This is a genomic window from Pseudonocardia sp. C8 (genome assembly GCF_014267175.1).
Taxonomy (GTDB): domain Bacteria; phylum Actinomycetota; class Actinomycetes; order Mycobacteriales; family Pseudonocardiaceae; genus Pseudonocardia.
Genome location: NZ_JACMTR010000002.1, coordinates 3,290,867 through 3,316,265, shown reverse-complemented (window position 1 = coordinate 3,316,265; position 25,399 = coordinate 3,290,867). Strand labels below are relative to the sequence as shown.

General features: G+C 75.4%; 24 protein-coding genes and 1 pseudogene. 21 read left to right on the top strand and 4 right to left on the bottom strand.

The features are described 5' to 3' along the window. The first annotated feature begins 32 nt into the window (after positions 1-32). The 9 genes and pseudogenes from def (at position 33) to H7X46_RS15890 (ending at position 8,521) form a co-directional block, all read left to right on the top strand. The gene (gene def / locus H7X46_RS15930) at positions 33-581 is read left to right on the top strand and encodes a peptide deformylase (RefSeq protein ID WP_186360152.1); all 549 of its coding nucleotides are present in this window, start codon (positions 33-35) and stop codon (positions 579-581) included. Further along, on the top strand, positions 578-1,516 hold the full coding sequence (locus H7X46_RS15925; protein WP_186360151.1) for a methionyl-tRNA formyltransferase: 939 nt from the start codon (positions 578-580) through the stop codon (positions 1,514-1,516). Before def ends, H7X46_RS15925 begins: the two co-directional genes overlap by 4 nt. 603 nt (positions 1,517-2,119) lie before the next feature. Continuing rightward, positions 2,120-3,568 (top strand): annotated as a pseudogene (locus H7X46_RS15920) (RsmB/NOP family class I SAM-dependent RNA methyltransferase); the annotation flags it as partial. A gap of 87 nt (positions 3,569-3,655) precedes the next feature. Continuing rightward, positions 3,656-4,354 (top strand): ribulose-phosphate 3-epimerase, encoded by a 699-nt coding sequence (rpe, locus tag H7X46_RS15915; protein ID WP_186362703.1) that lies wholly within the window; start codon positions 3,656-3,658, stop codon positions 4,352-4,354. Positions 4,355-4,418: 64 nt separating this feature from the next. Beyond that, entirely contained in the window at positions 4,419-5,426 is a 1,008-nt protein-coding gene (gene ribD, locus H7X46_RS15910; RefSeq protein WP_186362702.1) for a bifunctional diaminohydroxyphosphoribosylaminopyrimidine deaminase/5-amino-6-(5-phosphoribosylamino)uracil reductase RibD, read from the top strand. A gap of 15 nt (positions 5,427-5,441) precedes the next feature. Then, complete coding sequence (locus tag H7X46_RS15905; RefSeq protein WP_186360149.1) at positions 5,442-6,074, top strand: riboflavin synthase; 633 nt, start codon at positions 5,442-5,444, stop codon at positions 6,072-6,074. A gap of 104 nt (positions 6,075-6,178) precedes the next feature. After that, complete coding sequence (locus H7X46_RS15900) at positions 6,179-7,447, top strand: bifunctional 3,4-dihydroxy-2-butanone-4-phosphate synthase/GTP cyclohydrolase II (RefSeq protein ID WP_186362701.1); 1,269 nt, start codon at positions 6,179-6,181, stop codon at positions 7,445-7,447. Between the two features lie 79 nt (positions 7,448-7,526). Further along, on the top strand, positions 7,527-8,018 hold the full coding sequence (gene ribH, locus H7X46_RS15895) for a 6,7-dimethyl-8-ribityllumazine synthase (protein WP_186360148.1): 492 nt from the start codon (positions 7,527-7,529) through the stop codon (positions 8,016-8,018). Further along, positions 8,015-8,521 carry a PH domain-containing protein gene (locus H7X46_RS15890; RefSeq protein ID WP_186360147.1) on the top strand — a complete coding sequence of 169 codons (507 nt, stop codon included), beginning with the start codon at positions 8,015-8,017 and terminating at the stop codon, positions 8,519-8,521. The genes ribH and H7X46_RS15890 overlap by 4 nt, the downstream gene beginning before the upstream one ends. Positions 8,522-8,542: 21 nt before the next feature. On the opposite strand, the gene H7X46_RS15885 is transcribed toward H7X46_RS15890, so the two are convergent. Then, positions 8,543-9,325: a DUF2786 domain-containing protein gene (locus H7X46_RS15885; protein ID WP_186360146.1), complete on the bottom strand. Its 783-nt coding sequence runs from the start codon at positions 9,323-9,325 to the stop codon at positions 8,543-8,545. A 241-nt stretch (positions 9,326-9,566) separates the two neighbouring features. On the opposite strand from H7X46_RS15885, the gene uvrC reads away from it, so the two are divergent. From uvrC to H7X46_RS15825, 12 genes are all read left to right on the top strand, one after another. Next, entirely contained in the window at positions 9,567-11,558 is a 1,992-nt protein-coding gene (uvrC, locus tag H7X46_RS15880) for an excinuclease ABC subunit UvrC (RefSeq protein WP_186360145.1), read from the top strand. After that, a complete protein-coding gene (rapZ, locus tag H7X46_RS15875) occupies positions 11,555-12,454 on the top strand; it encodes an RNase adapter RapZ (RefSeq protein ID WP_186360144.1) in 900 nt (299 codons plus the stop codon). The genes uvrC and rapZ overlap by 4 nt, the downstream gene beginning before the upstream one ends. Beyond that, positions 12,451-13,494, top strand: a complete 1,044-nt coding sequence (gene yvcK / locus H7X46_RS15870; RefSeq protein ID WP_186360143.1) for a uridine diphosphate-N-acetylglucosamine-binding protein YvcK — start codon at positions 12,451-12,453, stop codon at positions 13,492-13,494. The genes rapZ and yvcK overlap by 4 nt, the downstream gene beginning before the upstream one ends. Beyond that, positions 13,485-14,477, top strand: a complete 993-nt coding sequence (gene whiA / locus H7X46_RS15865) for a DNA-binding protein WhiA (RefSeq protein WP_186360142.1) — start codon at positions 13,485-13,487, stop codon at positions 14,475-14,477. The genes yvcK and whiA overlap by 10 nt, the downstream gene beginning before the upstream one ends. Positions 14,478-14,599: 122 nt before the next feature. Beyond that, entirely contained in the window at positions 14,600-15,421 is an 822-nt protein-coding gene (locus tag H7X46_RS15860; protein WP_186360141.1) for a hypothetical protein, read from the top strand. A gap of 245 nt (positions 15,422-15,666) precedes the next feature. Further along, on the top strand, positions 15,667-16,680 hold the full coding sequence (gap, locus tag H7X46_RS15855) for a type I glyceraldehyde-3-phosphate dehydrogenase (protein ID WP_186360140.1): 1,014 nt from the start codon (positions 15,667-15,669) through the stop codon (positions 16,678-16,680). Beyond that, positions 16,677-17,912, top strand: coding sequence for a phosphoglycerate kinase (gene pgk, locus H7X46_RS15850; RefSeq protein WP_186360139.1), 1,236 nt, complete (start codon positions 16,677-16,679; stop codon positions 17,910-17,912). Before gap ends, pgk begins: the two co-directional genes overlap by 4 nt. Further along, on the top strand, positions 17,909-18,697 hold the full coding sequence (gene tpiA / locus H7X46_RS15845; RefSeq protein WP_186360138.1) for a triose-phosphate isomerase: 789 nt from the start codon (positions 17,909-17,911) through the stop codon (positions 18,695-18,697). The genes pgk and tpiA overlap by 4 nt, the downstream gene beginning before the upstream one ends. A gap of 163 nt (positions 18,698-18,860) precedes the next feature. Next, positions 18,861-19,094, top strand: a complete 234-nt coding sequence (gene secG, locus H7X46_RS15840) for a preprotein translocase subunit SecG (protein WP_186360137.1) — start codon at positions 18,861-18,863, stop codon at positions 19,092-19,094. A 39-nt stretch (positions 19,095-19,133) separates the two neighbouring features. Continuing rightward, positions 19,134-19,475, top strand: coding sequence for an RNA polymerase-binding protein RbpA (locus tag H7X46_RS15835; RefSeq protein WP_186360136.1), 342 nt, complete (start codon positions 19,134-19,136; stop codon positions 19,473-19,475). Continuing rightward, complete coding sequence (locus tag H7X46_RS15830; protein ID WP_370588796.1) at positions 19,472-20,320, top strand: class I SAM-dependent methyltransferase; 849 nt, start codon at positions 19,472-19,474, stop codon at positions 20,318-20,320. Before H7X46_RS15835 ends, H7X46_RS15830 begins: the two co-directional genes overlap by 4 nt. Before the next feature lie 32 nt (positions 20,321-20,352). Further along, positions 20,353-21,612, top strand: a complete 1,260-nt coding sequence (locus H7X46_RS15825) for a TrpB-like pyridoxal phosphate-dependent enzyme (RefSeq protein ID WP_186360135.1) — start codon at positions 20,353-20,355, stop codon at positions 21,610-21,612. Positions 21,613-21,640: 28 nt separating this feature from the next. Here the strand turns inward: H7X46_RS15825 and H7X46_RS15820 are convergent, their stop codons facing one another. The 3 genes from H7X46_RS15820 to pgl all read right to left on the bottom strand — a co-directional run bounded on the left by H7X46_RS15820 (position 21,641) and on the right by pgl (position 25,398). Then, positions 21,641-22,846: a patatin-like phospholipase family protein gene (locus tag H7X46_RS15820; protein ID WP_186360134.1), complete on the bottom strand. Its 1,206-nt coding sequence runs from the start codon at positions 22,844-22,846 to the stop codon at positions 21,641-21,643. A 514-nt stretch (positions 22,847-23,360) separates the two neighbouring features. Next, complete coding sequence (gene purT / locus H7X46_RS15815) at positions 23,361-24,542, bottom strand: formate-dependent phosphoribosylglycinamide formyltransferase (RefSeq protein WP_186360133.1); 1,182 nt, start codon at positions 24,540-24,542, stop codon at positions 23,361-23,363. 76 nt (positions 24,543-24,618) lie between these two features. Further along, entirely contained in the window at positions 24,619-25,398 is a 780-nt protein-coding gene (gene pgl, locus H7X46_RS15810; protein ID WP_186360132.1) for a 6-phosphogluconolactonase, read from the bottom strand. Between the last annotated feature and the right edge of the window lies 1 nt (position 25,399).

The window sequence follows — 25,399 nt, the reverse complement described above, 5'->3', positions numbered from 1 at the left end:
GCCGACCACCCCGACCGTCCCCGAGGAGAACCGTGCCCATCCAGCCCGTCCGGTTGTTCGGTGACCCCGTGCTCCGCACCCGCGCGACCGAGGTGACCGACTTCGACGCGGAGCTGCGCAAGCTGGTCACCGACCTGACGGACACCATGCACGACGAGGGCGGTGCCGGCCTGGCCGCGCCGCAGATCGGCGTGAGCAAGCGGGTGTTCGTCTTCGACTGCGACGGCGTCTCCGGGCACCTGGTCAACCCGACCTGGGAGCCGGTCGGCGACGAGGAGCAGTTCGGGCCGGAGGGCTGCCTGTCCATCCCCGGCCTCGGCTGGAACTGCCGGCGCCGGATGCACGTCGTCGGCCGCGGCTGGAACATGCACGGCGAGCCGCAGGTGATCGAGGGGTCCGCGTTGCTCGCCCGCGCCATCCAGCACGAGACCGACCACCTCGACGGTGTCCTGTTCGTCGACCGCCTGGATGCCGAGACCCGCAAGCGCGCGATGAGCGAGATCCGGGAGGCGGCGTGGTTCGGCGAGCCCGAGCCGGTCGTCAAGGTCAGCCCGCACCCGATGTTCGGCAAGGCCCGATGAAGCTGCTGTTCGCCGGCACCCCGGAGCCGGCCGTGCCGTCGCTGCGGGCGCTGCTGGAGTCGCCGCGGCACGAGGTCGTCGCCGTGCTGACCCGGCCGGACGCCCCGTCCGGGCGCGGCCGCACGCTCACCCGGTCCCCGGTCGGCGTGCTCGCCGACGAGGCCGGCCTGCCCGTGCTGACGCCGGCCCGGCCGTCCGACCCGGAGTTCCTGGACGCCCTGCGCGAGCTCGCACCGGACTGCGCGCCGGTCGTCGCGTACGGGGCGCTGCTGCCGCGGCCGGTGCTCGACGTACCGGCGCACGGCTGGGTCAACCTGCACTTCTCGCTGCTGCCGGCCTGGCGCGGGGCCGCACCGGTCCAGGCCGCGATCCGGCACGGCGACGACGTCACCGGCGCGACCACGTTCCGGCTGGAGGAGGGCATGGATACCGGCCCGGCCTTCGGTGTGGTCACCGAGACGGTGGGCCCGGCCGACACCGCCGGCACCCTGCTCGGCCGGCTCGCCGAGTCCGGGGCGAAGCTGCTGGCCGCGACGCTCGACGGGATCGAGGACGGCACCGTGCAGGCCGTGCCGCAGCCCACCGAGGGCGTCTCGCTGGCACCGAAGGTGACCCCGGCCGACGCCCGGGTGGATCCCGGCTCGCCGGCCGCCGCGATCGACCGGCTGATCCGGTCGGTGACCCCGGACCCGGGCGCCTGGTGCGAGTTCCGCGGGGACCGGCTCGGGCTCGGCCCGGTGCGACCGTTGCGGACCGGTGAGGTCGGGCTGGCGCCGGGCGAGCTGCGCGTCGAGCGCCGCCGGGTGCTGGCCGGGACGGGCACCGTCCCGGTCGAGCTGGGCGAGGTGAAACCGAAGGGCAAGCGCCTGATGCCGGCCCCGGACTGGGCCCGCGGTGCCCGGATCGAGCCGGGCGAGCACCTGCACCGACCGTGAGGGTGCCGCCGCCGGGCACGACCGCCACCGTGCCGGTGACCGAACCGACGACGACCGACGAGGACGGCCGGGCCCGTGGGCACGGCCGCGGCGGGTGACCGCCGAGGAGACGACGTGAGCGAGCAGGATCCCGGGAGCCGGCCGGGCGACGACGACCGCCGCCGTGACGACCGCGGCGCGCCCCGCGACCGGGACCGGCGCGGTCCCGGCGGGCACGGCCGCGGCGGCCGTCCGCGCCAGGACGGCGGCCGCCCGGAGGGCCGGGGGCGCACCGGCTCCGGCTGGGGCGGTGGCCGGGACCGGCGGGGCGACGACCGCCCCGGTGATCGGGACCGGCGCCGTGAGGACCGGCCGCGTGAGGACCGGCCGCGCGGCGACCGGCCGCGTGAGGAGCGCGCCCGTGGCGACCGGCCGCGTGAGGACCGCCCGCGTGAGGGCCGGCCCCGCGGCGAGCGCCCGCGTGGTGATCGGCCTCGTGAGGACCGCCCGCGTGAGGACCGGCACCGTGACGACCGGGACGGCCGCGCGCGGCGCGACCGCGACACCGGCCGGGCCCCGCGCCGCGAGCACGACCGCCGCGACCAGGCACGCCGGGAGGGCGGGCGCCGCGAGCGCACCGCCGGCCCGCGCAATGCCGGTCCTCCCCGCGGCCGGGTCGGGCCCGGGCGCCCACCGGCCGTCGACCCGGCCCGGCAGGCGGCCTACGAGCTGCTGACCGCGGTCCGCGAGCGGGACGCGTACGCCAACCTGGCCCTGCCGGGGATCCTGCGCCGCCACCGGCTGCGCGACCGGGACGCCGCGCTCGCGACCGAGCTCGGCTACGGCACGCTGCGCGCCCAGGGCCTGCTCGACACGGTCATCGACGCCTGCACCGACCGCCCGCTGTCGAAGATCGAGCACCCGTTGCTGGACGCCCTCCGGCTCGGCGCCTACCAGCTGCTGCGTACCCGGGTTCCGGCACACGCCGCCGTCTCGACCTGCGTGGAGCTGGTCCGCGAGGGCCACGGCTCCCAGGCGGCGGGGTTCGTCAACGCCGTGCTCCGCCGGATCGGCGAGCACGAGGAGTCCGAATGGCTGGACCGGCTCGCCCCGGACCCGGCCGAGGACCCGGTCGGGGCCGCCGCGCTCCGGCACGCCCACCCGCGCTGGATCGCCCAGGCGTTCGCCGACGCGCTCGGTGACACCGGAGAGGAGCTGGCCGCCGCCCTCGCCGCCGACGACGCCCGCCCGCAGGTCCACCTGCTCGCCCGCCCCGGGGAGATCACCGCCGAGGAGCTCGCCCTGGCCACCGGCGGCGAGCAGGCGCCGTGGTCGCCGTACGGCGTGCACCTGGAGCCGGGAAGCGGCGACATCGGGGAGCTCGACGCCGTCGCCGAGGGACTCGCCGTCGTCCAGGACGAGGGCAGCCAGCTCGTCGCCGCCGCGCTGGCACGTGCCGAGCTCCTCGGCGAGGACACCGGCCGCTGGCTGGACCTGTGCGCCGGCCCGGGCGGCAAGGCGTCGCTGCTCGGCGGCCTGGTCGCCGCGCACGGCGGCACCCTCGACGCGGTCGAGTCGAGCGAGCACCGCGCCGGCCTGGTCCGGGCGGCGACCGCCGAGCTCCCGGTGACCGTGCACGTCGCCGACGGCCGCGAGGCCCCGCTGCCCGCCGGCGAGTACGACCGCGTGTTCGTCGACGCGCCCTGCACCGGACTCGGCGCGCTGCGCCGCCGCCCCGAGGCCCGGTGGCGCCGCCGCCCGGAGGACACCGCCGCGCTCACCCGGCTCCAGCGCGAGCTGCTCGTCGCGGCGCTGGGCCACGTCCGCCCCGGCGGCGTGGTCGCCTACGTGACCTGCTCGCCGCACGTGTCGGAGACCGCGGGCGTCGTCGGCCGGATCGTCGGCCGCCCGGGGCGGCCCGGCCCGGCGGGCCCGGTCGAGCAGCTCGACGCCCGTGCCGTCCTGCCGGAGGGCATGCCCGGCCTCGGTGCCGGGCCGGCCGTGCAGCTGTGGCCGCACCGGCACGGCACCGACGCCATGTACCTCGCGTTGCTGCGCCGGCCGCTCGGCTGAGGTGCCCCCGTGCCGGGTGTGACCCGGGCCTCGCACGGGGGTGCCGACGGCCGCGGCCGGCAGGGATAGCCTGCCGTCGTGCACCCGATGATCGCGCCCAGCATCCTGTCGGCGGACTTCGCGCGGCTCGCGGACGAGGCCGCCGCCGTCGCGGCAACGGGGGAGGGCGCCGACGGCGGGGCCCGCGCGGACTGGCTGCACGTCGACGTCATGGACGCGCACTTCGTGCCCAACCTGACCCTCGGCCTCCCGGTCGTGCAGAGCCTGCGTGCAGCCACCGACATCCCGCTCGACTGCCACCTCATGATCGAGGACCCGGACCGCTGGGCACCCGGGTACGCCGAGGCCGGCGCCGCGAACGTCACGGTGCACGTCGAGGCGGCACGTGACCCGGTCATGCTCGCGAAGAACCTGCGCGCCGCGGGCGCGCTCGCCGGCCTGTCGATCAAGCCGAAGACGCCGCTCGACCCGTACGTCGAGGTGCTCAAGCACTACGACACGCTGCTCGTGATGAGCGTCGAGCCGGGCTTCGGCGGCCAGAGCTTCATCCCGGAGGTGCTGGACAAGGTCCGCGCCGCCCGCCGCCTCGTGGACACCGGGCACCTCAAGCTGATCGTCGAGATCGACGGCGGCATCAACGCCGACACCATCGAGCAGGCCGCCGAGGCCGGTGTCGACTGCTTCGTCGCGGGCTCGGCCGTCTACGGCGCCGACGACCCCGGCCGTGCCGTCGCCGCGCTGCGGGACAGCGTGCGCCGCAGCGCCCCCCGGCGCTGGGCCGACTGACCGGGCGGACGCGGTGCGCACGGGGGAGAGCGGGGCGGGCGGGCCGGACGCGGTCGTCGACGCGATGCGCCGTGCCCTGGCCGCGTCCGAGCGGGTGCACGGCACGACCAGCCCCAACCCGGCGGTCGGGTGCGTGATCCTCGACCGGGACGGCGCCGTGGCCGGGGTGGGCGCCACCGCGCCGCCCGGCGGGCCGCACGCCGAACGCGCCGCGCTCGCCGCGGCGGGCGCCCGGGCCGCGGGGGGCACCGCCGTCGTCACCCTGGAACCGTGCAACCACACCGGCCGCACCGCGCCGTGCGTCGACGGGCTGCTCGAGGCCGGGATCGCCCGGGTGCACACCGCGCTCGCCGACCCGAACCCGGTCGCGGCCGGCGGGCTGGACCGGCTGCGCGCGGCCGGCGTCGAGGTGACGCTCGGCACGCTCGCGGCGGAGGTGGCCCGCGGCCCGCTGCGCGGCTGGCTGCACCGCCAGCGCACCGGGCGCCCGCACGTGACCTGGAAGGTCGCCACCACCCTGGACGGCCGGGTCGCGGCCGCCGACGGGACCAGCCGCTGGATCACCGGGCCCGCCGCCCGGGCCGAGGTCCATGAGCTGCGCCGCAGGATGGACGCGATCGTTGCGGGCACCGGTACCGTCCTGGCCGACGACCCCGCCCTGACGGCCCGCCACCCGGACGGGACCCTGCGCGACCACCAGCCGCTGCGGGTGGTCGTCGGGCACCGGGACGTCCCCGCCGGGGCGCGGCTGCGGACCGAGGGGGTCGCCCCGGTGGTGCACCTCACGACCCGTGACCCGGCCGAGGTGCTCACCGATCTCACGCACCGGGACGTCGTCGACGTCCTGCTCGAGGGAGGGCCGACACTGGCGGGTGCGTTCGTCGCCGCCGGCGCCGTCGACCGGGTGCTGGTGCACCTGGCCCCGGCGCTGCTCGGCGCGGGGCCGCACGCACTCGGCGACGCGGGCGTGGGAACGATCGCGGACATCGTCCGGTTGGACGTGGACGAGGTGCACCGCGCCGGTGCGGACGTGGTGATCGACGCACGACCGGTCCCCGGGCCGGTCGGGTAGCAGGAGGGAACGAGGATGTTCACCGGCATCGTGGAGGAGGTCGGCGAGGTCGTCGACGTCCGCGCCGACGGCGACGTCGTCGTGCTGACCGTGCGGGCGGCGCTGGCCGCCGAGGTCGGCCACGGCGAGTCGGTCGCGGTGAACGGCTGTTGCCTCACCGCCGTCGTCGACGGGGCACCGGGCGGGACGCTGACCCTGGAACTGGTCCCCGAGACCCTGCAGCGCACCTCCCTGGGCGCGGTCGGCGCCGGGTCGGGGGTCAACCTGGAGCGCGCGGTCCCGGCCGGCGGCCGCCTCGACGGCCACATCGTGCAGGGACACGTCGACGGCGTCGGCACCCTCGTCTCCCGCACCCCGGGCGACCGCAGCGACGAGGTGCGGTTCGCCCTGCCCGCCGAGCTGGCCCGGTACGTGGTCGAGAAGGGCTCGATCGCCGTCGACGGCGTGTCCCTCACCGTCGCCACGGTGTACCCGGACGGGTTCGGTGTGGCGCTGATCCCGACGACCCTGGCCGACACGACCCTGGGCGCGCGCGCCCCGGGCGACCCGGTCAACCTGGAGGTCGACGTGATCGCCAAGTACGTGGAACGGATGACCGCGGGGTACCTGCAGGGCCCCGGGTCCGGACAGGAAGGGGCCGCCCGGTGAGCGAGCCGTCGACCACCCCGGGCAGCACCCCGGACACCGCAACGTCCCGGGACACCGGAACGTCTCCGGACACCGGCCCGCTGCCGAACCGCCCGCACACCGCGATGAGCCCGGCCGAGCGGGCCCAGCGGTTCGCCAGGATCGAGAAGGCGATCGCCGACATCGCCGAGGGCAAGCCGGTCATCGTGATGGACGACGAGGACCGCGAGAACGAGGGCGACCTGATCTTCGCCGCGGCGAAGGCCACCCCCGAGCTGCTGGCGTTCACCGTCCGCTACACCTCCGGCTACGTGTGCGTGGCCATCACCGAGGAGGCGTGCGACCGGCTCGACCTGCCGCCCATGCACCACACCAACCGGGACTCCTTCCGCACGGCGTACACGGTGACCGTGGACGCCAAGGAGGGCGTCACGACCGGCATCTCGGCCCAGGACCGCGCGCACACCATCCGGCTGCTGGCCGACCCGGCGACCCAGGCCGCCGAGCTCGTCCGGCCCGGGCACGTGCTGCCGCTGCAGGCCCGGGAGGGCGGGGTGCTGCGCCGGCCGGGCCACACCGAGGCCGCCGTCGACCTCGCCCGGATGGCGGGCCTGTCCCCGGCCGGTGCGCTCTGCGAGATCGTGTCGGAGAAGGAACTGGGGGAGATGGCCCGCGGCGACGAGCTGGGCGTCTTCGCCGACGACCACGACCTCACCCTGATCACGATCGCCGACCTGATCGCCTACCGGCGCCGCTTCGAGAAGCACGTCGAGCGGGTCGCGGCCGCCCGGATCCCGACCGTGCACGGCGACTTCCTCGCCTACGGCTACGACTCGCTGCTCGACGGCGTCGAGCACATCGCGATGGTGATGGGCGACGTCGGCACCCCGGCCGACGACGGCGAGAACGTCCTCGTCCGGGTGCACTCCGAGTGCCTCACCGGCGACGTCCTGGGCTCGCTGCGCTGCGACTGCGGCCCCCAGCTGGACGCGGCCCTCGACGCCGTCGCCGCGGAGGGGCGCGGCATCGTGCTGTACATGCGCGGGCACGAGGGCCGGGGGATCGGCCTGCTGCACAAGCTGCAGGCCTACCAGCTGCAGGAGGCGGGCGCCGACACGGTCGACGCGAACCTGGCGATGGGCCTGCCCGCCGACGCCCGCGACTACGGCATCGGCGCCCAGATCCTCGCCGACCTCGGGGTGAAGTCGATGCGGCTGCTCACCAACAACCCGGACAAGCGGGCCGGGCTGGAGGGCTACGGCCTGCGCGTGGTCGGCCGCGAGCCGATGCCGATCCGGCCGACCCCGCAGAACCTGCGGTACCTGCGCACCAAGCGCGACCGGATGGGCCACGACCTGCCCGACCTGGGCGGGGTCGCCGACCCGGGCCGCTGAGCCGGGGCCGCGCCGCGGGGCACCGGCGCCGGGGCACCCCCGTGCGACCGGGCCCGGCGGGACCGGCGAGAATCGGGCCATGAGCGGTGAGGGGCGGCCCACCGGGGCCACGCAGCTGGACGCGTCCGGACTCCGGGTCGGGGTGGTGGCCGCGCGCTGGCACGCCGAGATCGTCGACAGCCTGCTGGAGCGGGCCGTGGCGACGGCCCGCGAGGCCGGCACCGAGCCGACCGTCGTCCGCGTCCCCGGCACCGTGGAGCTCCCGGTCGTCGCCCAGGAGCTGGCCCACACGCACGACGCCGTGGTCGCGCTCGGCGTCGTGGTCCGCGGGGGCACGCCGCACTTCGAGTACGTCTGCGACGCCGTCACGGCCGGCCTGACCCGGGTCGCGCTCGACGAGTCCACCCCGGTCGGCAACGGTGTGCTCACCACCGAGACCGTCCAGCAGGCGCTCGACCGCTCCGGCGCACCCGGCTCGGCCGAGGACAAGGGCGCCGAGGCGTGCCTGGCCGCCCTGGAGTCGGCCCTGGTGCTGCGCGACCTGCGCGCCGGCGCGGCGACCCACGCATGAGCGAGCAGGAGGGACACACCGTGACCGAGCGGACGCCGCGGGAGACCCCGCCGACCGGCCCGGGGCCGGACGCGGTCACCCTGCGCCCGCGCGCGCTGCTGATCACCGCGTGGGTGTGCGCGGTCGCGATCATGATTCTGTTCGCCGTCGTCGCCTACCTCATGCCGGCCGAGAACACCGGGGTGATCTTCCGGCCGGCGGACCAGGTGGCGATGATGGTGATCGGCGCGTTCGTCGCCGGTGGCCTGCTGCTGATGGCCCGCCCCCGGGCCCGCGCCGACCGCGCCGGGATCGAGGTGCGCAACGTCCTGACCACGCGCTGGTTCCCGTGGACCGAGGTGCTCGGCGTCTCGTTCCCGGACGGGGCCTCCTCGGCCCGCCTCGAGCTGCCCGACGACGAGTACCACCCGGTGCTGGCCGTCCAGGCCGTGGACCGGGGGCTCGCCGTCCGCCACGTCCGGACGCTGCGCGACCTGCACCGGGCGGCCGTCACCGGACGCTGACCGGCCCCGCTCCCGCATCGCTCACCGGTCCAGCGCGGGGGTACGGCCCCGCCCGGCCAGGCGGGACCCGCCGAGATCCACCCGGTCGGCCGCGGCCGCGCCGTGCCGGTAGCCCGACCCGGAGACCTGGGGGCGGCGGGCCCGGCGCAGCTCGCCGAACTCCTCCTCGTAGGCCCGGTCGACCTCGCTGCCGCGGTCGGCGAGCACGAGCTCCACCGAGGTCGCGCCCGGTTCGCGGGTGGCCGCGACCTCGGAGACGGCCTCCCGCTCCGCCGCGAGCAGCCGCTGGTGGACCCGGGCGGCGAAGCCGTAGAGCCAGGACCGCCGGTAGGCGGCCACCGACTCCCGGGGGTCCGGTGGCCGGACCGCGGCCAGCTGCGCCGTCGTCTGCAGCAGCAGCGAGGTGTACAGCAGCTCCGTGCGCTCGCGGTCCGAGGCGAACCCGAGCACGGTCACCGCGGAGACCTTGCCGCCCCGGTTGTCGTGCATCACCCACCGGCAGCGCAGTGCCGACGCGATCCAGCCCAGCAGCCGGGCCTTCGCGCCGCTGTACGGATCGTCGACGGCGATGGTCACCCGGCCGATCGGATCCGCCTGCGGGGGCCCGGTGGCGGCGAGCAGCGCCTCGTCGACCCCGTGCCGGGCCATCAGCTCGACGGCCTTGTCGGTGTAGATCTCGGCCTCGTCCGGCGTGCCGGCCCGCTCGGCCTTGGCCAGCAGCTTGCGGATCCGGTCGAGGCGCGCCTCGGGGATCGCCTCCTCGCCCGCGGCGGTGCCGAACCGGACGTCGTGCGTGGTGCTCATGGGGCCTCCTCGGGGCCGATGTTCGCTCCGCAAGCTTCGCTCAGGGCCGATGTTCGCTCCGCAAGCTTCGCTCAGCCGAGCCGGACGGGTCGAACCTGTGTTCGAGGAACGTTGTACCCGACGGCACCGACGGTTTCGCGCCGGCGCCCGCCCGGCCCGTCCCTACACCCCGGATCCGCCGCGCGCGGGGGCCGGGGCCGGGCCCGGCGTGTCGGTGGCCGGAACTACTCTGGAGCGCACCATGGCCGACCCGAGCACCTACCGTCCGGCGACCGGGACGATCCCGGAGTCGCCCGGGGTCTACCGGTTCTCCGACCCGCGCGGACGGGTGATCTACGTCGGCAAGGCCAAGAACCTGCGGCAGCGGCTCAACTCCTACTTCGCGGACCTGGCCGGGCTGCACCCGCGCACCCGCCAGATGGTGACGACCGCGTCGAAGGTCGAGTGGACGGTCGTCGGGACCGAGGTCGAGGCCCTCCAGCTCGAGTACAACTGGATCAAGGAGTACGACCCGCGGTTCAACGTCCGCTACCGCGACGACAAGACCTATCCCGTGCTCGCGGTGACGATGCACGAGGAGTACCCGCGGCTGCACGTCTACCGGGGCCCGCGCCGCAAGGGCGTGCGCTACTTCGGCCCGTACGCGCACGCGTGGGCCATCCGGGAGACGCTCGACCTGCTGCTGCGGGTGTTCCCGGCCCGGACCTGCTCGGCCGGGGTGTTCAAGCGGCACCGCCAGATCGGCAGGCCGTGCCTGCTCGGCTACATCGACAAGTGCTCCGCGCCGTGCGTCGGATCGGTGAGCGCCGACGAGCACCGCGAGATCGTCGAGAGCTTCTCCGAGTTCCTCTCCGGCCGCACCGACCGGATGGTCCGCCACCTCGAACGGGAGATGGCACGGGCCTCGGAGAACCTGGAGTTCGAGCGGGCCGCCCGGCTGCGCGACGACCTCGGGGCGCTGCGCCGCGCCCTGGAGAAGCAGGCGGTCGTGCTGGGCGACGGCACCGACGCCGATCTCGTCGCGTTCGCCGAGGACGAGCTGGAGGCCGCCGTCCAGGTGTTCCACGTCCGTGGCGGTCGGGTCCGCGGCCAGCGCGGCTGGGTGGTCGACAAGGTGGAGCCGACCGACACCGCGCAGCTCGTCGAGCGCTTCGTGTCCCAGTTCTACGGCGAGCAGCACGCGCTGGCCGGGGCCGCCGACGACGCCACCCAGCCGGTGCCGAAGGAGATCCTGGTCCCGGTCCTGCCGGAGGACTCGGGCGATCTCGAACGCTGGTTGAGCGGGCTGCGCGGGTCGCGGGTCCAGCTGCGGGTCCCGCAGCGCGGCGACAAGAAGGCGCTGGCCGAGACCGTCGCGCGGAACGCCGGGGAGGCCTTCGCCCAGCACAAGCTGCGCCGGGCCGGGGACCTCACCGCGCGGTCGGCGGCGCTGCAGGAGATCCAGGAGCACCTCGAGCTCGACCAGGCGCCGCTGCGGATCGAGTGCATCGACGTCAGCCACGTGCAGGGCACCGACGTGGTCGCCTCGCTGGTGGTGTTCGAGGACGGGCTGCCCCGCAAGTCCGACTACCGCCGCTTCGAGATCAAGGACGCGGCGGGTTCGGGTGACGTCGCCTCGATCGCCGAGGTGGTACGCCGCCGGTTCCGGCGCTACCTGGCCGAGACCGCCGACGAGCCGCCGCCGGTCACCGGGTCCGGCGAGATCGGCGCGGGCGACACCGTCCGCACCGGGATCGACCCCGAGACGGGGCGCCCGAAGAAGTTCGCCTACCCGCCGAACCTGCTCGTCGTCGACGGGGCGAAGCCGCAGGTCGACGCGGCCGCCGCCGAGCTCGCCGAGCTGGGCGTCACCGACGTCGCCGTGTGCGGCCTCGCGAAGCGGCTGGAGGAGGTCTGGCTCCCGGACGACGACGACCCGGTCATCCTGTCCCGGACCAGCGAGGGCCTGTACCTGCTCCAGCGGGTCCGCGACGAGGCGCACCGGTTCGCCGTCACCTACCACCGCCAGCGCCGCTCCCGGGGCATGACGGCGTCGGCGCTGGACGGGGTGCCGGGACTCGGCCCGGCACGCAAGCAGGCGCTGCTGAAACACTTCGGTTCGGTGCGCAAGCTGCGCGCCGCCGGGGTGGACGAGATCGCCGGGCTGCCCGGGTTCGGGCGGCGCACCGCCGAGACGGTGGTCGCCGCGCTGCACGGCGGCACCGGATCATCGAGCGACGGGGGACCGCGATGACGGGGGAGAACGAGGAACAGGGCGGCGGCCCGGGGATCGAGGTCGCGGTCGTCAGCGGCCTGTCCGGGGCCGGCCGGAGCACGGCGGCGAAGGTCCTGGAGGACCTCGGCTGGTTCGTCGTCGACAACCTGCCACCGGAGCTGATCGCGACCATGGTCGAGCTCGGCTCGCGGGCCCGGGGGGAGGTGACCCGGATCGCCGTCGTCATGGACGTCCGGTCGCGGGCGTTCACCGACGACCTCGGCGCGGTCATCAAGGACCTCGACGGGCGCGGCTACCGGCCGAAGCTGCTGTTCCTGGAGGCCTCGGACGAGGTGCTGGTGCGCCGGTTCGAGCAGAACCGGCGCTCGCACCCGCTGCAGGGCGCCGGGCGGATCACCGACGGCCTCAACGCCGAGCGGGAGGTGCTGCGCCCGCTGCGCTCGGACGCCGACCTCGTCGTCGACACCTCGAATCTGTCCGTGCACGACCTGCGGGCCCGGATCGAGGCGTCGTTCGCCGGCGAGCACGGGCACGCCGCGACCCGGGTCACCGTGCTGTCGTTCGGCTACAAGTACGGCCTGCCGCTGGACTCCGACCTCGTCGTCGACGTGCGGTTCCTGCCGAACCCGCACTGGATCCCGGAGCTGCGCGAGCACACCGGCCTCGACTCCGAGGTCAGCGACTACGTGCTCTCCCAGGAGGGCGCGGAGGAGTTCGTCGACCGCTACCTGGAGCTGCTGGACCTCGTCGGTGCCGGCTACCGGCGGGAGGGGAAGCGCTACCTCACCGTCGCCGTCGGCTGCACCGGCGGCAAGCACCGTTCGGTCGCGATCTCCGAGGAGATCGGCCGCCGGCTGGCCGCGCGCGAGGGCATCCAGGTCAACGTCGAGCACCGGGACATGGGGCGCGAGTGACCGAGCGCGAAGGGCTCCGTGTCGTCGCGCTGGGGGGCGGGCACGGGCTGCACACGACCCTCACGGCGCTGCGCCGCTGCCCGGCCGTCGCCGGGATCACCGCCGTGGTGACGGTCGCCGATGACGGCGGCTCGTCCGGCCGGCTGCGCCGCGAGCTCGGCCTGCTGCCGCCCGGGGACCTGCGGATGGCGCTCGCCGCGCTGGCCGCCGACGACGACGGCGGCCGGTTCTGGTCCGGCCTGGTCCAGCACCGCTTCGGTGGCACCGGGGCGCTCGCCGGGCACGCCGTCGGGAACCTGCTCCTTGCTGCCCTGCTGGAACGCGACGACGACCCGGTCCGGGCCCTGGAGACCGTCGGCGGGCTGCTCGGCTGCGCCGGGCGGGTGCTGCCGATGGCCCGGGTGCCGCTGGACATCGAGGCCGAGGTGAACCTGGACGGCCGGGAGCACCCGCACCGCATCCGGGGTCAGGTGGCGGTCGCCTCGACCCCCGGCCGGGTGCGCCGGGTGTGGCTGCGCCCCGAGAACCCGCCGGCCTGCGACGAGGCCGTGCGGGCGGTGCTGGACGCCGACGTCGTGCTGCTCGGGCCGGGGTCGTGGTTCACCAGCGTGCTCCCGCACCTGCTCGTGCCGGGCCTGCGGGACGCCCTGCTGGCGACGCCTGCCGCCCGGGTGGTGCTGCTCAACCTCGCCCCGGAGCCGGGGGAGACCGCCGGCTTCTCGCCCGAGCAGCACCTTGAAGTACTGTCGGGCCACGCGCCCTCCCTGCGGGCGCACGCCGTCCTGGCTGACATCGGCTCGGTCGGCCTGCCGGACCGGTTGCACGCGGCCGCGGCCGACCTGCTGGTCCCCGGCGGGCGGGTGTGGCTGTCCGACGTCGCCGACGTCGGCGCGGTGACCCCGCGGCACGACCCGGACGCCCTGGCCGGCGCCCTGCTCGAGGTGTTCGACACCGTGCGCCCGCGCGCGCTCGCGGGCACCGGGGACGACGGGACGGACGACCACGGCCCGCAGCGCGGAAGGAGCCCGCAATGGCCATGACCGGCACGGTGAAGGACGAGCTGAGCCGGCTCACCGTCACCAAGCAGTCGTCGCGCCGGGCCGAGGTCGCGTCGCTCCTGCGCTTCGCCGGCGGGCTGCACATCGTGGGCGGGCGCGTCGTCATCGAGGCCGAGGTGGACACCGGGTCGGTGGCCCGCCGGCTCCGCCGCGAGATCCACGAGCTCTACGGGCACACCGCAGACGCGCACGTCATCACGGCGGGCGGGCTGCGGCGCAGCGCGCGGTACGTGATCCGGGTGATCCGGGACGGCGAGGGCCTGGCCCGCCAGACCGGCCTGCTCGACAACCGCGGACGGCCGGTCCGTGGCCTGCCGCCGCCCGTCGTCTCCGGGGACCTGTCCGACGCCGAGGCGGCCTGGCGGGGCGCGTTCCTGGCGCACGGCTCGCTGACCGAGCCCGGCCGCAGCTCGGCGCTGGAGGTCACCTGCCCCGGCCCGGAGGCGGCGCTCGCGCTCGTCGGCGCGGCCCGCCGGCTCGGGGTGGCCGCCAAGGCCCGCGAGGTGCGCGGCGCGGACCGGGTCGTGGTGCGCGACGGCGACGCGATCGGCGCGCTGCTGACCCGGATGGGGGCGCACGAGAGCGTGCTGTCCTGGGAGGAGCGGCGGATGCGCCGCGAGGTCCGGGCCACCGCCAACCGGCTCGCGAACTTCGACGACGCCAACCTGCGCCGCTCCGCGCGGGCCGCCGTGGCCGCCGCGGCCCGGGTGACCCGCGCGCTGGAGATCCTCGGTGACGACGTGCCGGAGCACCTGCGGGCGGCCGGCCGGCTGCGGGCCGAGCACACCCAGGCGTCCCTGGAGGAGCTGGGGCAGCTCGCCGACCCGCCCATGACGAAGGACGCCGTCGCCGGCCGCATCCGGCGGCTGCTCCAGACGGCCGACAAGAAGGCCGCCGAGCTGGGCATCCCGGACACCGAATCGGCGGTGACCGCGGAGATGCTGGAGGAGCACGAGGGGCGCTGAGCCGGCCGCTCAGCCGGCTCCGGGTTCCCACAGAGCGGGCCCGGGGTCGGCACAGAGCCGGCCCGGGGCCGCCGGGGCCGGGTGCCCCGCGGGTCGCCGCGGGCCACTGGCATGATGCCGCCGTGACCAACCCGGCCTCCACGCTCCTCGCCGTTCATCTCGATCGATCCAGCCCGCTGCGACCGCTGCTCCCCACCCTGCGGTCGGGCCTCGCGACGTTGCTCGACGCGCAGGCCGCCGAGCCGGGGGACCTGCAGGTCGTGGTCTCCACCGGTGACGACCTGACCCGCTCGCTGCCCGACGGCACGCACCCGCCGGCCGTGCCGGTGCCGGGCGCCGAGGCAGCTGCGGCGCTTCCCGCGAAGCTGCGCGCCCTCGACGGCCCCGACCTGCCCACCGGGGCCGCCCGCCTGCTCGACGCCGTCGGTGACGAGCTCGCCGCCCGCGCCGAGGCCGACCGGCCCGACCGCGTCGTCGTGCTGCTCGTCGGGGAGGCCGGGGTCGGGGACACCGCGGCCGCCCGCGAGCGCATCGCGCACCAGCACTCCACCTACGCCTGGGAGTTCGTGCTGGTGGACGTGCTCACCGACGGCGTCCCGGCCGGCCGCCGGGCCACTGCGGCCGCGGGGGGCGCGCCGGCCGGGGCCGAGCAGGCCGAGGGGGCCGGTGACGATCCGCAGGGCACCGCCGCCGTCGCGGTCGCGGACCGTCCCGGCGCGCCCGCCGCGGCGGCCCGGTTCGGCGTCCCGGCCACGGCGACGATCACCGCGGGACCGGGCGCCGAGGGCGTCACGGCCGCGCTGGCCGCCGCGTCGGCGTTCGTGTCCCGGGCCCGCACGACCCGGCCGTACGAGCCGGTCGACGGTTTCTCCGACGACGAGCGCGCGGCCGCCGAGGTCCCCGACACCCGTCCGGGCTGGCGGAAGCTGCTGCGCATCCGCTGATTCCGGAGCCGATCCGGACATCCGGCCCCGTCCGGCACCGCCCGAGCGGGTCCGGGTGCCGGGCGCGGCGCAGGTCACGGGACACGCGGGATCCGGAGCCCGGCACGCGCCGATAGGGTGGCGCCCGAGCACGGCACGCGGTGCGACCCGATCCGGACCGCACCGCGATCGACCTGCCACACACCCCGCCGCCGGGACCCGGCGGGCAGGGGAGACGACACGCACGACGAGCCCCTGGAGGCACTGTGACGGTCCGCGTAGGAGTCAACGGCTTCGGCCGCATCGGCCGGAACTTCTGGCGGGCGGTGGACGCCCAGCGTGCCGCCGGCACCACCGACATCGAGATCGTCGCGGTGAACGACATCACCGACAACGCGACGCTCGCGCACCTGCTGAAGTACGACTCGATCCTGGGCCGGCTGCCCTACGAGGTCACCACCTCCGACGACGAGATCGTCGTCGACGGCAAGGGATTCAAGGGCCTGGCCGTGCGCGACCCGGGCGAGCTGCCCTGGAAGGACCTCGGCGTCGACGTCGTCGTCGAGTCCACCGGCCTGTTCACCAAGCGCGACGCCGCCGCCAAGCACCTCGACGCCGGTGCGAAGAAGGTCGTCATCTCCGCGCCGGCGACCGGCGAGGACATCACCATCGTCAAGGGCGTCAACGACGGCGAGTACGACGGGACCCAGACCATCGTGTCGAACGCGTCCTGCACCACCAACTGCCTCGCGCCGATGACCAAGGTGCTGGACGACCTGGCCGGGATCGAGAAGGGTCTGATGACCACGATCCACGCCTACACCCAGGACCAGAACCTGCAGGACGGCCCGCACAAGGACCTGCGCCGCGCCCGTGCCGCCGCCCTGAACATCGTCCCGACCTCGACCGGTGCCGCGAAGGCCATCTCGCTGGTCATGCCGCACCTGAAGGGCAAGCTCGACGGCTACGCCCTGCGGGTGCCGATCCCCACCGGCTCGGCCACCGACCTCACCGTCGAGGTGCGCGAGGAGGTCACCGTCGAGCAGGTCAACGCCGCGATGAAGGAGGCCGCCGAGGGCCCGCTGAAGGGTGTCCTGCGGTACTCCGAGGACCCGATCGTGTCCTCGGACATCGTCACCGACCCGCACTCGTGCATCTACGACGCGCCGCTGACCAAGGTCATCGGCAACCAGGTCAAGATCGTCGGCTGGTACGACAACGAGTGGGGCTACTCGAACCGGCTGGTCGACATCACCGGGCTGGTGGCGTCGAAGCTGTGAGGACCATCGACGACCTGATCGCCGAGGAGGGCGGCGGCACGATCAGGGGCCGGACCGTGCTGGTCCGGTCGGACCTGAACGTCCCGCTCGACGGCGACCGGATCACCGACGACGGCCGGATCCGCGCCTCGGTGCCGACGATCACGAAGCTCCGCGACGCCGGCGCCCGCGTGGTCGTCATGGCCCACCTCGGACGGCCGAAGCCGGACCAGGACAACGCGAAGTACTCGCTCGCGCCGGTGGCGACCCGGCTCGGGGAGCTGCTCGGCGGAGGCGTGCCGCTGGCCGAGCACGGCGCCGCCGCCCGGGACGCCGTGGCCGGGCTGGGTGACGGCGACGTCGCGCTGCTGGAGAACATCCGCTTCGACCCGCGGGAGACCAGCAAGGACGCCGCCGAGCGCTCGGCGTTCGCCGGCGAGCTCGCTGCGCTGGCCGGCCCGGACGGGGCGTTCGTCTCCGACGGGTTCGGCGTGGTGCACCGCAAGCAGGCCTCGGTCTACGAGCTGGCGTCCGCGCTCCCGGCCTACGCCGGCGGGCTGGTCCTGGCCGAGGTGGAGGTGCTGCGGACCCTGACGGGCGAGAGCAGCTTGCGGAACGAGAATGGGCAGAGCCCGCAGCGGCCGTACGCGGTCGTGCTCGGCGGGTCCAAGGTCTCGGACAAGCTGGCCGTGATCGAGGCGCTGCTGCCGAACGTGGACACGCTGCTCGTCGGCGGCGGGATGTGCTTCACCTTCCTCGCCGCGCAGGGCTACGGCGTCGGCTCGTCGCTGCTCGAGTCCGACCAGATCGACAACTGCCGGAAGCTCCTGGAGTCCGGCAAGATCGTCCTGCCGGTCGACGTCGTGGTGGCCGACGCGTTCGCCGCCGACGCGAACACCCGCACCGTGTCCGTGGACGCGATCGAGGACGGCTGGCTCGGGCTCGACATCGGCCCCGAGTCGGTCGCCGCGTTCGCCGCGCGGATCGGCGAGGCGAAGACGATCTTCTGGAACGGCCCGATGGGCGTGTTCGAGATGGCGCCGTTCGCCGAGGGCACCCGCGGGGTCGCGCAGGCCATCGCGGACGGTGACGCGTTCTCCGTCGTCGGTGGCGGCGACTCCGCGGCCGCGGTGCGGGCGCTGGGCATCGCCGAGGACGGCTTCTCGCACATCTCCACCGGTGGCGGCGCCTCGCTCGAGTTCCTCGAGGGCGCCACGCTGCCGGGTGTCGCGGTGCTGGAGGGTGACGCATGAGCAGCAGGCTCTCCCTGATCGCCGGCAACTGGAAGATGAACCTCAACCACCTCGAGGCCATCGCGCTGGTGCAGAAGCTCGCCTTCGCCCTGCCGGAGCGCTACCTCGACAAGGTCGAGGTGGCCGTCCTGCCGCCGTTCACGGACATCCGCAGCGTCCAGACGCTGATCGACGGCGACAAGCTCCGGATCGTGCACGGGGCGCAGGACCTGTCCCCGCACGACTCCGGCGCCTACACCGGTGACGTGTCGGGGCCGATGCTGGCGAAGCTGGGCTGCCGCTACGTCGTCGTCGGGCACTCGGAGCGCCGGGAGATCCACGCCGAGGACGACGCGCAGGTCAACGCGAAGGTGCTCGCCGCGCTCACGCACGGGATCACCCCGATCCTGTGCGTCGGCGAGGGCCTGGACGTCCGCGAGGCCGGCACCCACGTGCAGCACTGCACCGACCAGCTCCGCGCCGCCTGCGCGAACGTGTCCGCGGAGCAGGCCGCGACGCTCGTGCTCGCCTACGAGCCGATCTGGGCGATCGGTACCGGCAAGGTGGCGGGCGCCTCGGACGCGCAGGAGGTCTGCGCCGCGCTGCGCGAGACCCTGCGCGAGCTGTACGGCGACGAGGTCGCCGCGGCGGTCCGCATCCTCTACGGCGGCTCGGTGAAGTCGTCGAACGTGGGGGAGATCGTCGCGCAGTCCGACGTGGACGGCGCGCTGGTCGGCGGGGCCAGCCTCGACGCCGACGAGTTCGCGAAGCTCTCCGCGATCGCCGCCGGCGGCCCGCTGCCGTAACGCCTCACCCGGCGCCCACTCATGGCCCAGAAGTCCCGTCGCACGGGGCCTTTGGGCCATGAGTGTGTCCGGGGGAGGCCCGCGCACCCCGGCCGGAGGCCGGCGGGGGCATGCGGAGTATCCTCGGCTGTCCCGGCGAGCGACCGCAGATTGGGAATTGCCCGTGATCGTGACCCTGCAGATCATCCTCATCGTGACCAGCATGCTGCTGATCGCGCTGGTCCTGCTGCAGCGCAGCAAGGGCGGGGGTCTGACCAGTCTCTTCGGCGGCGGCGTCCAGTCGAGCCTGTCCGGCTCGGCGGCGGCGGACCGCAACGTCGCTCGGTACACCATCTTCGTCGGGCTGATCTGGTTCATCGCGGTGGTGGGCAACGGCCTGCTGCTGGCCAACGCCTGACGGCTCCGCACTGCGGCAGGGCGAGGAAGGGAGATCGAGATGGCGGGCGGCAACGCGATCCGCGGCACCCGTGTCGGGGCCGGTCCGATGGGCGAGACCGAGCGGGGGGAGACCGCCCCGCGCGAGCGCATCCCGTTCTACTGCGCGAACGGGCACACCAACAACACCTGGTTCGCCGCCGACGCGGAGGTCCCGGAGACCTGGGACTGCCCCCGCTGCGGGCTGCCGGGCGGCCGTGACCCCGAGAACCCGCCGGCCGCACCGCGGACCGAGCCGTACAAGACGCACCTGGCCTACGTGAAGGAGCGGCGCAGCGACGCCGACGGCGAGGCCATCCTCGAGGAGGCGCTCGGCCGCCTCCGCGCGTCGCGGGAGCTGTGATCCCGGGACCGCGCACCCTCCTCCGGCAGGCGCGGCGGCGGGCCGGACGCCTGCTCGACGACGCCCTCGCCCGGCACACCGCCGCCCAGACGGCCACGCTGCGGGCCGAGCTCGCGGCCCTGCGGGAGGAGCTCGACGCCCGCGTGCGCGGCGAGGCCGACCGGGTCCTGGCGGAGCTGCGGGCCGTGGAGGTCCGCGACCGCCGCGACATGATCGCGGCGGGGGAGCGGGACGCGGTCGCCTCCAGCGCCCGGTTCGTCCGCGAGCACCTCGCGGAGGCCGTCCCGCTGCCCCACCCGGAGGCCACCCTGCGGCACGCGCTGGACCAGGCGCCGTCCGGCGGGATGGCCCTCGAGTTCGGTGTCTACCGCGGGCACACGCTGCGGATGATCGCCGAGCACCGCGGCGACGGCCGGGTGTACGGCTTCGACACCTTCACCGGGCTGCCCGAGACCTGGCGGCCGGGCTTCCGGGCCGGCGCGTTCGACGACGTCGGCGAGCTGCCCGAGATCCCCGGCGCCGAGCTCGTCGCCGGCCTGTTCGACGACACCCTCGACGGCTTCCTCGCCGCCCACCCCGGCCCGGTGGACTTCCTGCACGTCGACTCGGACCTGTACTCCTCGGCCGTCACCGTGCTGGCCGGTGCCGGCCCCCGGCTGCGGGCCGGCAGCATCGTGCTGTTCGACGAGTTCCTCAACTTCCCCGGCTGGGAACGCGACGAGGCCCGTGCGTGGTGGGAGTACACCGAGAAGCACGGGGTCCGCTACCACTACGTCTGCTACACCCACGACAACGAGCAGGTGGCCGTCCGGATCGACGACCCGGGAACCCCTGCCCCCTCGTGACCCGGGCCGCGGCCGGGATAGATTCCCAGGTCATGACCCGCTGGACGCTGTCACCGGAGCAGATCCCCCCGGCCTGGTTCAACGTCGTGCCGCACCTGCCGGCCCCGCTGCAGCCGCCCCTGCACCCGGGGACGCGGGAGCCGGTCGGCCCGGACGACCTGGCGCCGCTGTTCCCGGCGGCGCTGATCGAGCAGGAGGTCACCGACGAGCCGTGGGTCGACGTCCCGGGTGAGGTCCTCGACATCCTGCGGCTGTGGCGGCCCACCCCGCTGGTCCGGGCGGCCCGCCTGGAACGGGCGCTCGGCACCCCGGCGCGGATCTACTTCAAGGACGAGTCGGTCTCGCCCTCCGGCAGCCACAAGACCAACACCGCGGTGCCGCAGGCGTTCTACAACGCCGCGGCGGGCACCACCCGGCTCACCACCGAGACCGGTGCCGGCCAGTGGGGGACCGCGCTGGCCTTCGCGGCGGCCCAGTTCGACCTCGAGCTGAAGGTCTACATGGTGCGGGCGTCGTACGAGCAGAAGCCGTACCGCCGGATCGCGATCGAGACCTGGGGCGGGCAGGTCGTGCCGTCACCGGTGGACGAGCCGGAGCAGCCCGGCTCGCTCGGCTCGGCGATCTCCGACGCGGTCCGCGACTGCGTCGGCCGCGACGACACCCACTACGCGCTGGGCTCGGTGCTCAACCACGTGCTCCTGCACCAGACGGTGATCGGGCTGGAGGCGCGCGAGCAGCTGGCGCTGGCCGGGGAGGAGCTCCCGGACGTCGTCATCGGGTCGTGCGGCGGCGGGTCGAACCTCGGGGGAATCGCCTTCCCGTTCGTGCCCGACGGCGGCGTCCGGCTGCTGGCCGTCGAGCCGCTGTCCTGCCCGACCCTGACCCAGGGCCGCTACGACTACGACTACGGCGACACCGCAGGCCTGACCCCGCTGATGCCGATGTTCACCCTCGGCCGGGACTTCGTGCCGCCGGCGATCCACGCCGGCGGGCTGCGCTACCACGGGGACTCGCCGCTGGTGTCGTCGCTGGTGAAGGACGGCCGGATGGAGGCGACCGCCTACCCGCAGGGCAAGGTGTTCGAGGCGGCCGTCCAGTTCGCCCGGTCCGAGGGCAAGATCCCGGCGCCGGAGTGCGGGCACGCGGTCGCCGCGGCGATCGACGAGGCGCTGGCGGCGAAGGAGACCGGCGAGGAGAAGGTCATCCTGTTCAACTTCTCCGGGCACGGGTTCCTGGACCTGGCCGCCTACGACGACTTCGCGCACGGCCGCCTCACCGACGAGCTGGGCTGACTCCGACCGGTGCCGCAGCGGGTCGTCGTTATCCGCGGCCGGCTCGGGCTCGTACCGGGGACCTGCCCGGGGAGCTGCTCCGGCTCGCGTGCTCCGCACCCAGCTCCGCCGCGGCCCGCGCGAAGGCGGGGTCGAAGAACAGGAAGCTGAGCAGCTCCGCCCCGTGCGCGGCGTCGGCGTCCGGCACGGCGCCGCCCACCAGGCGTTCCAGCACCGCCAGCGACGGGTTGCGCAGCGCCCGCAGCCCGCCGTACTCGGTGCGGCGGACGTCCGCGGCCAGCCGGGCCAGCTCGTCCGCGCGGTCGGCGGGCGGCCCGGCGAACCAGGTCGCGATCCGGGCGTGCCGGGCGTCGGTGCCGCCGTCGACGAGGTCGTTCACCGCCCGCAGGGTCCGCAGGTCCTCGGTGACCCCGGCGCCCAGCACGATCCGGAGCGTGAGGGCCGCGACCGCGTACACGTCCGGGACGTGCCCGGCCGGGAGCGGGTCGTGCGGGACCGGCATCGCCGGCGTGGTCGCCACGACCCCGAGCCGCCGGGCCCCGAGCCGCAGCGCCGGCTTGAGCGGGGTGTTCAGGCGGACGCCGCCGTCGAGGTACCAGCCGTCGTCGAGCCGGCGCGGGGCGAACAGGACCGGCACCGCGGCCGAGGCCAGCAGGTGGTCGGAGGTGAGCCGGGCGTCGACGTAGCGGATGTCGCGGTTCGGGTCGTACGGCGGCAGCGGCACGTCCGGCCCGCGCTCCACGAACACGACCGTGCCGCCGGTCCCGGCCGAGGTGCAGGCGACGCCGACGGCGTCCACCGGGCCGCGGGCGACCGCGTGGTGCAGCCGGTCCCAGTCGACGACGCGGTCCACGACCGGGCGCAGCCGTTCGGCGTCGAGCAGCCGCGTCACCCGGCCCGGCAACCACAGCAGCCGTCGCAGCGAGGACGGGATGCCCAGCAGGTCACCGGCGTAGGCGGCCCCGGCCTGCAACACCGACGACGGCAGCGCGACCACCTCGTCGGTGCGCACCGACTCCCAGCGGGCGACCAGCTCGGCGGCCGCCTCCTCCGGGTCCGTGCCGGACAGGCCGGCGAGCGCGGCGACGTTCAACGCGCCGGCGCTCGTCCCGACCAGCACCGACGGTGCCGACCACCGGCGGGTGAGGCGGGGCAGCAGCTCGGTCAGCGCCCCCGCCTCGTACGCGCCGCGCGCCCCGGCGCCGGCGACGACCAGCCCCGTGCGTCCCGCCACGGGACCAGGTTACCCGCGGTAGCCCGCGCCGTGGTCCGGGTCGTCCCGGTACGCGCGGCCCGCCGCTGCGCCCGGCGAGCGTGGTGAGGCGCACGAAGGCGCCCGGTGCGGGGCGGGATCGTGCTGATCGACCGGGAAGGGGGCGGTGAAGCGCACGAAGTCGCCCGGCGCGCGGCGGGACCGTGCTGATCGACCGGCGAGGTTCCGGTGAGGTGCACGATATCGCCCGGTGTGGGGCGGGATGGTGTTGATCGACCGGCAGGACTCCGGTGAGGTGCACGCAGGTGCCCCGGACGGGGCGGGATCGTGCTGATCGACGGGGAGGGCGGCGGTGAGGTGCACGAAGTCGCCCGGTGTGGGGCGGGATCGTGCTGATCGACCGGGAAGGTTCCGCCGGGGAGGCACGCCGGTACCCCGCTCCGGGCGGGAACGCGCTGCTCGGCGAGCGGGCAACCGCGCGCGGGGCACCCGGCCCGGGCGGCGCTGCGTTCCAGGGACCGCTGCTCCGGCGACCTCAGCCGCGCGGAACCGGCCGTACGAGCTCCGCGGCGCGCCGTGCCCGGTCCCGGGCGGACCCGACGTCGTCGGCGTGCGCGACCGCGACACCCATCCGACGCCGCGGCGACGCGGCGGGCTTCCCGAACAGCCGCAGGTCCGCACCCTCCACCGCGAGCGCCTCGGCGACGCCCGCGTAGGCGGGCGCGTCCAGGTCCTGTCCGCCGTACACGACCGCGGACGCGCCGGGGGAGCGCAGCGCGGTGTCCACCGGCAGGCCGAGCACCGCCCGGGCGTGCAGCTCGAACTCGGAGAACCGCTGGGTGGCGAGGGTGACCAGGCCGGTGTCGTGCGGGCGGGGGCTGACCTCGGAGAACAGCACCTCGTCCCCGCGGACGAACAGCTCCACGCCGAAGATCCCCCGGCCGCCGAGCGCCTCGGTGACCCGCCCGGCGACGTCCCGCGCGGCGTCCAGCGCGGCGGTGGACATCGGCTGCGGCTGCCAGGACTCGACGTAGTCACCGTCGGCCTGGCGGTGCCCGATCGGCTCGCAGAACGACGTGCCGCCGGCGTGCCGGACGGTGAGCAGGGTGATCTCGTAGTCGAACTCGACGACGCCTTCCACGATCACCCGCGGGTCGGCGACCCGGCCGGCGGTGCGGGCGTGCTCCCAGGCGGCCTCGGCGTCGTCGGCGGAGGTCAGCGTCGTCTGCCCCTTGCCCGACGACGACATGACCGGCTTCAGCACGCACGGCAGCCCGATCTTGTCGACCGCCGCGCGGACCTCGTCGAGGGTGTCCGCGAACGCGTACGGCGACGTCGGCAGCCGCAGCTCCTCGGCCGCGAGCCGCCGGATGCCCTCCCGGTCCATGGTGAGCTTCGCCGCCCGCGCGGTCGGCACCACCGCGGTGCCCGCGGCCTCGGCCTCGACCAGCGCGTTCGTCGCGATGGCCTCGATCTCCGGGACGATCAGGTCCGGCGCCTCCTGCTCGATCAGGGTGGCGAGCGTGACCGGGTCGGTCATGTCGACCGCGTGCCAGCGGTGTGCGACCTGGTGCGCGGGCGCGTGCGGGTAGCGGTCGACGGCCACGACCTCGACCCCGAGGCGCTGGAACGCGATCGCGACCTCCTTGCCCAGCTCGCCGGAGCCGAGCAGCAGCACGCGGGTGGGGTCCGGGCCGAGCGGGGTGCCGATGCGCATGGGCCGGACCCTAACCGGGGCACCGCGGCGCCCGGCCAGGGAACGGGCGCGATGTCACACCGCCCGCACCGGCCGGTCACGCACGGTGCGGCCGCAGCTCGGCCGGCACCTCGGACGCGGACGCGGTGTCGAGCAGCCAGCGGGTGACCTCGGTGCCGTGCACCCCGCCGACGGGCAGCTGCGTCGCCGGCGTGCCGGTGAGCGCGCCCGCGACCGCCGGGGCCTTCCCGGCGCCTGCGGCGACCACCCACACCTCGCGGGACCGGCTCGCCGCGGCGAGGGTCAGCGAGATCCGGGTCGGCGGCGGCTTCGGGCAGTCGAACACCGCGACGACGCCCGCGGCCTCCTCGTGCACGGCGGGCGAGTCCGGGAACACCGACAGGGTGTGCCCCTCCTCGCCCATCCCGACCAGGGTGACGTCGAACGCCGGCACGTCCGCGCCCGGCCCGGCCAGGTCGGCGAGCACCCGGGCGTAGTCGGCGGCCGCCTCCCGGGCCTCGTCGGGGGTGCCGCCGTCGGCCGGGGCGGCGGGCATCGGGTGCACCCGGGCCGGGTCGAGCGGCACGTGGTCGAGCAGCGCCTCACGGGCCTGCTTCTCGTTGCGCTCGCCGTCGGCGGCGGGGACGAAGCGTTCGTCGCCCCAGAAGACGTCGACCGAGCCCCAGTCGACGGCGTCGCGGGCGGGCGAGGCGGCGACGTCGCGCAGCAACTGGATCCCGACGCCCCCGCCGGTGAGCACGACCTTCGGCACGGTGCCCGCGGCCTGCAGGTCGACCAGCGTGGTGATCAGCCGGGCGGCGGTCGCGGCGGCGAGCGTGCCGGCATCGGGATGGACGGCGATCCGGACGTTGTTCACG

Excerpts from the sequence above, each read along its gene's own strand:
- ribD (WP_186362702.1), top strand. The coding sequence starts at position 4,419 with ATGCGCCGTGCCCTGGCCGCGTCCGAGCGGGTGCACGGCACGACCAGC.
- whiA (WP_186360142.1), top strand. The coding sequence starts at position 13,485 with ATGGCCATGACCGGCACGGTGAAGGACGAGCTGAGCCGGCTCACCGTC.
- purT (WP_186360133.1), bottom strand. The coding sequence starts at position 24,542 with ATGCGCATCGGCACCCCGCTCGGCCCGGACCCCACCCGCGTGCTGCTG.
- H7X46_RS15925 (WP_186360151.1), top strand. The coding sequence starts at position 578 with ATGAAGCTGCTGTTCGCCGGCACCCCGGAGCCGGCCGTGCCGTCGCTG.
- rpe (WP_186362703.1), top strand. The coding sequence starts at position 3,656 with ATGATCGCGCCCAGCATCCTGTCGGCGGACTTCGCGCGGCTCGCGGAC.
- H7X46_RS15905 (WP_186360149.1), top strand. The coding sequence starts at position 5,442 with ATGTTCACCGGCATCGTGGAGGAGGTCGGCGAGGTCGTCGACGTCCGC.
- H7X46_RS15885 (WP_186360146.1), bottom strand. The coding sequence starts at position 9,325 with ATGAGCACCACGCACGACGTCCGGTTCGGCACCGCCGCGGGCGAGGAG.
- H7X46_RS15835 (WP_186360136.1), top strand. The coding sequence starts at position 19,134 with ATGGCGGGCGGCAACGCGATCCGCGGCACCCGTGTCGGGGCCGGTCCG.
- H7X46_RS15900 (WP_186362701.1), top strand. The coding sequence starts at position 6,179 with ATGAGCCCGGCCGAGCGGGCCCAGCGGTTCGCCAGGATCGAGAAGGCG.
- uvrC (WP_186360145.1), top strand. The coding sequence starts at position 9,567 with ATGGCCGACCCGAGCACCTACCGTCCGGCGACCGGGACGATCCCGGAG.
- ribH (WP_186360148.1), top strand. The coding sequence starts at position 7,527 with ATGAGCGGTGAGGGGCGGCCCACCGGGGCCACGCAGCTGGACGCGTCC.
- H7X46_RS15825 (WP_186360135.1), top strand. The coding sequence starts at position 20,353 with ATGACCCGCTGGACGCTGTCACCGGAGCAGATCCCCCCGGCCTGGTTC.
- H7X46_RS15890 (WP_186360147.1), top strand. The coding sequence starts at position 8,015 with ATGAGCGAGCAGGAGGGACACACCGTGACCGAGCGGACGCCGCGGGAG.
- rapZ (WP_186360144.1), top strand. The coding sequence starts at position 11,555 with ATGACGGGGGAGAACGAGGAACAGGGCGGCGGCCCGGGGATCGAGGTC.
- tpiA (WP_186360138.1), top strand. The coding sequence starts at position 17,909 with ATGAGCAGCAGGCTCTCCCTGATCGCCGGCAACTGGAAGATGAACCTC.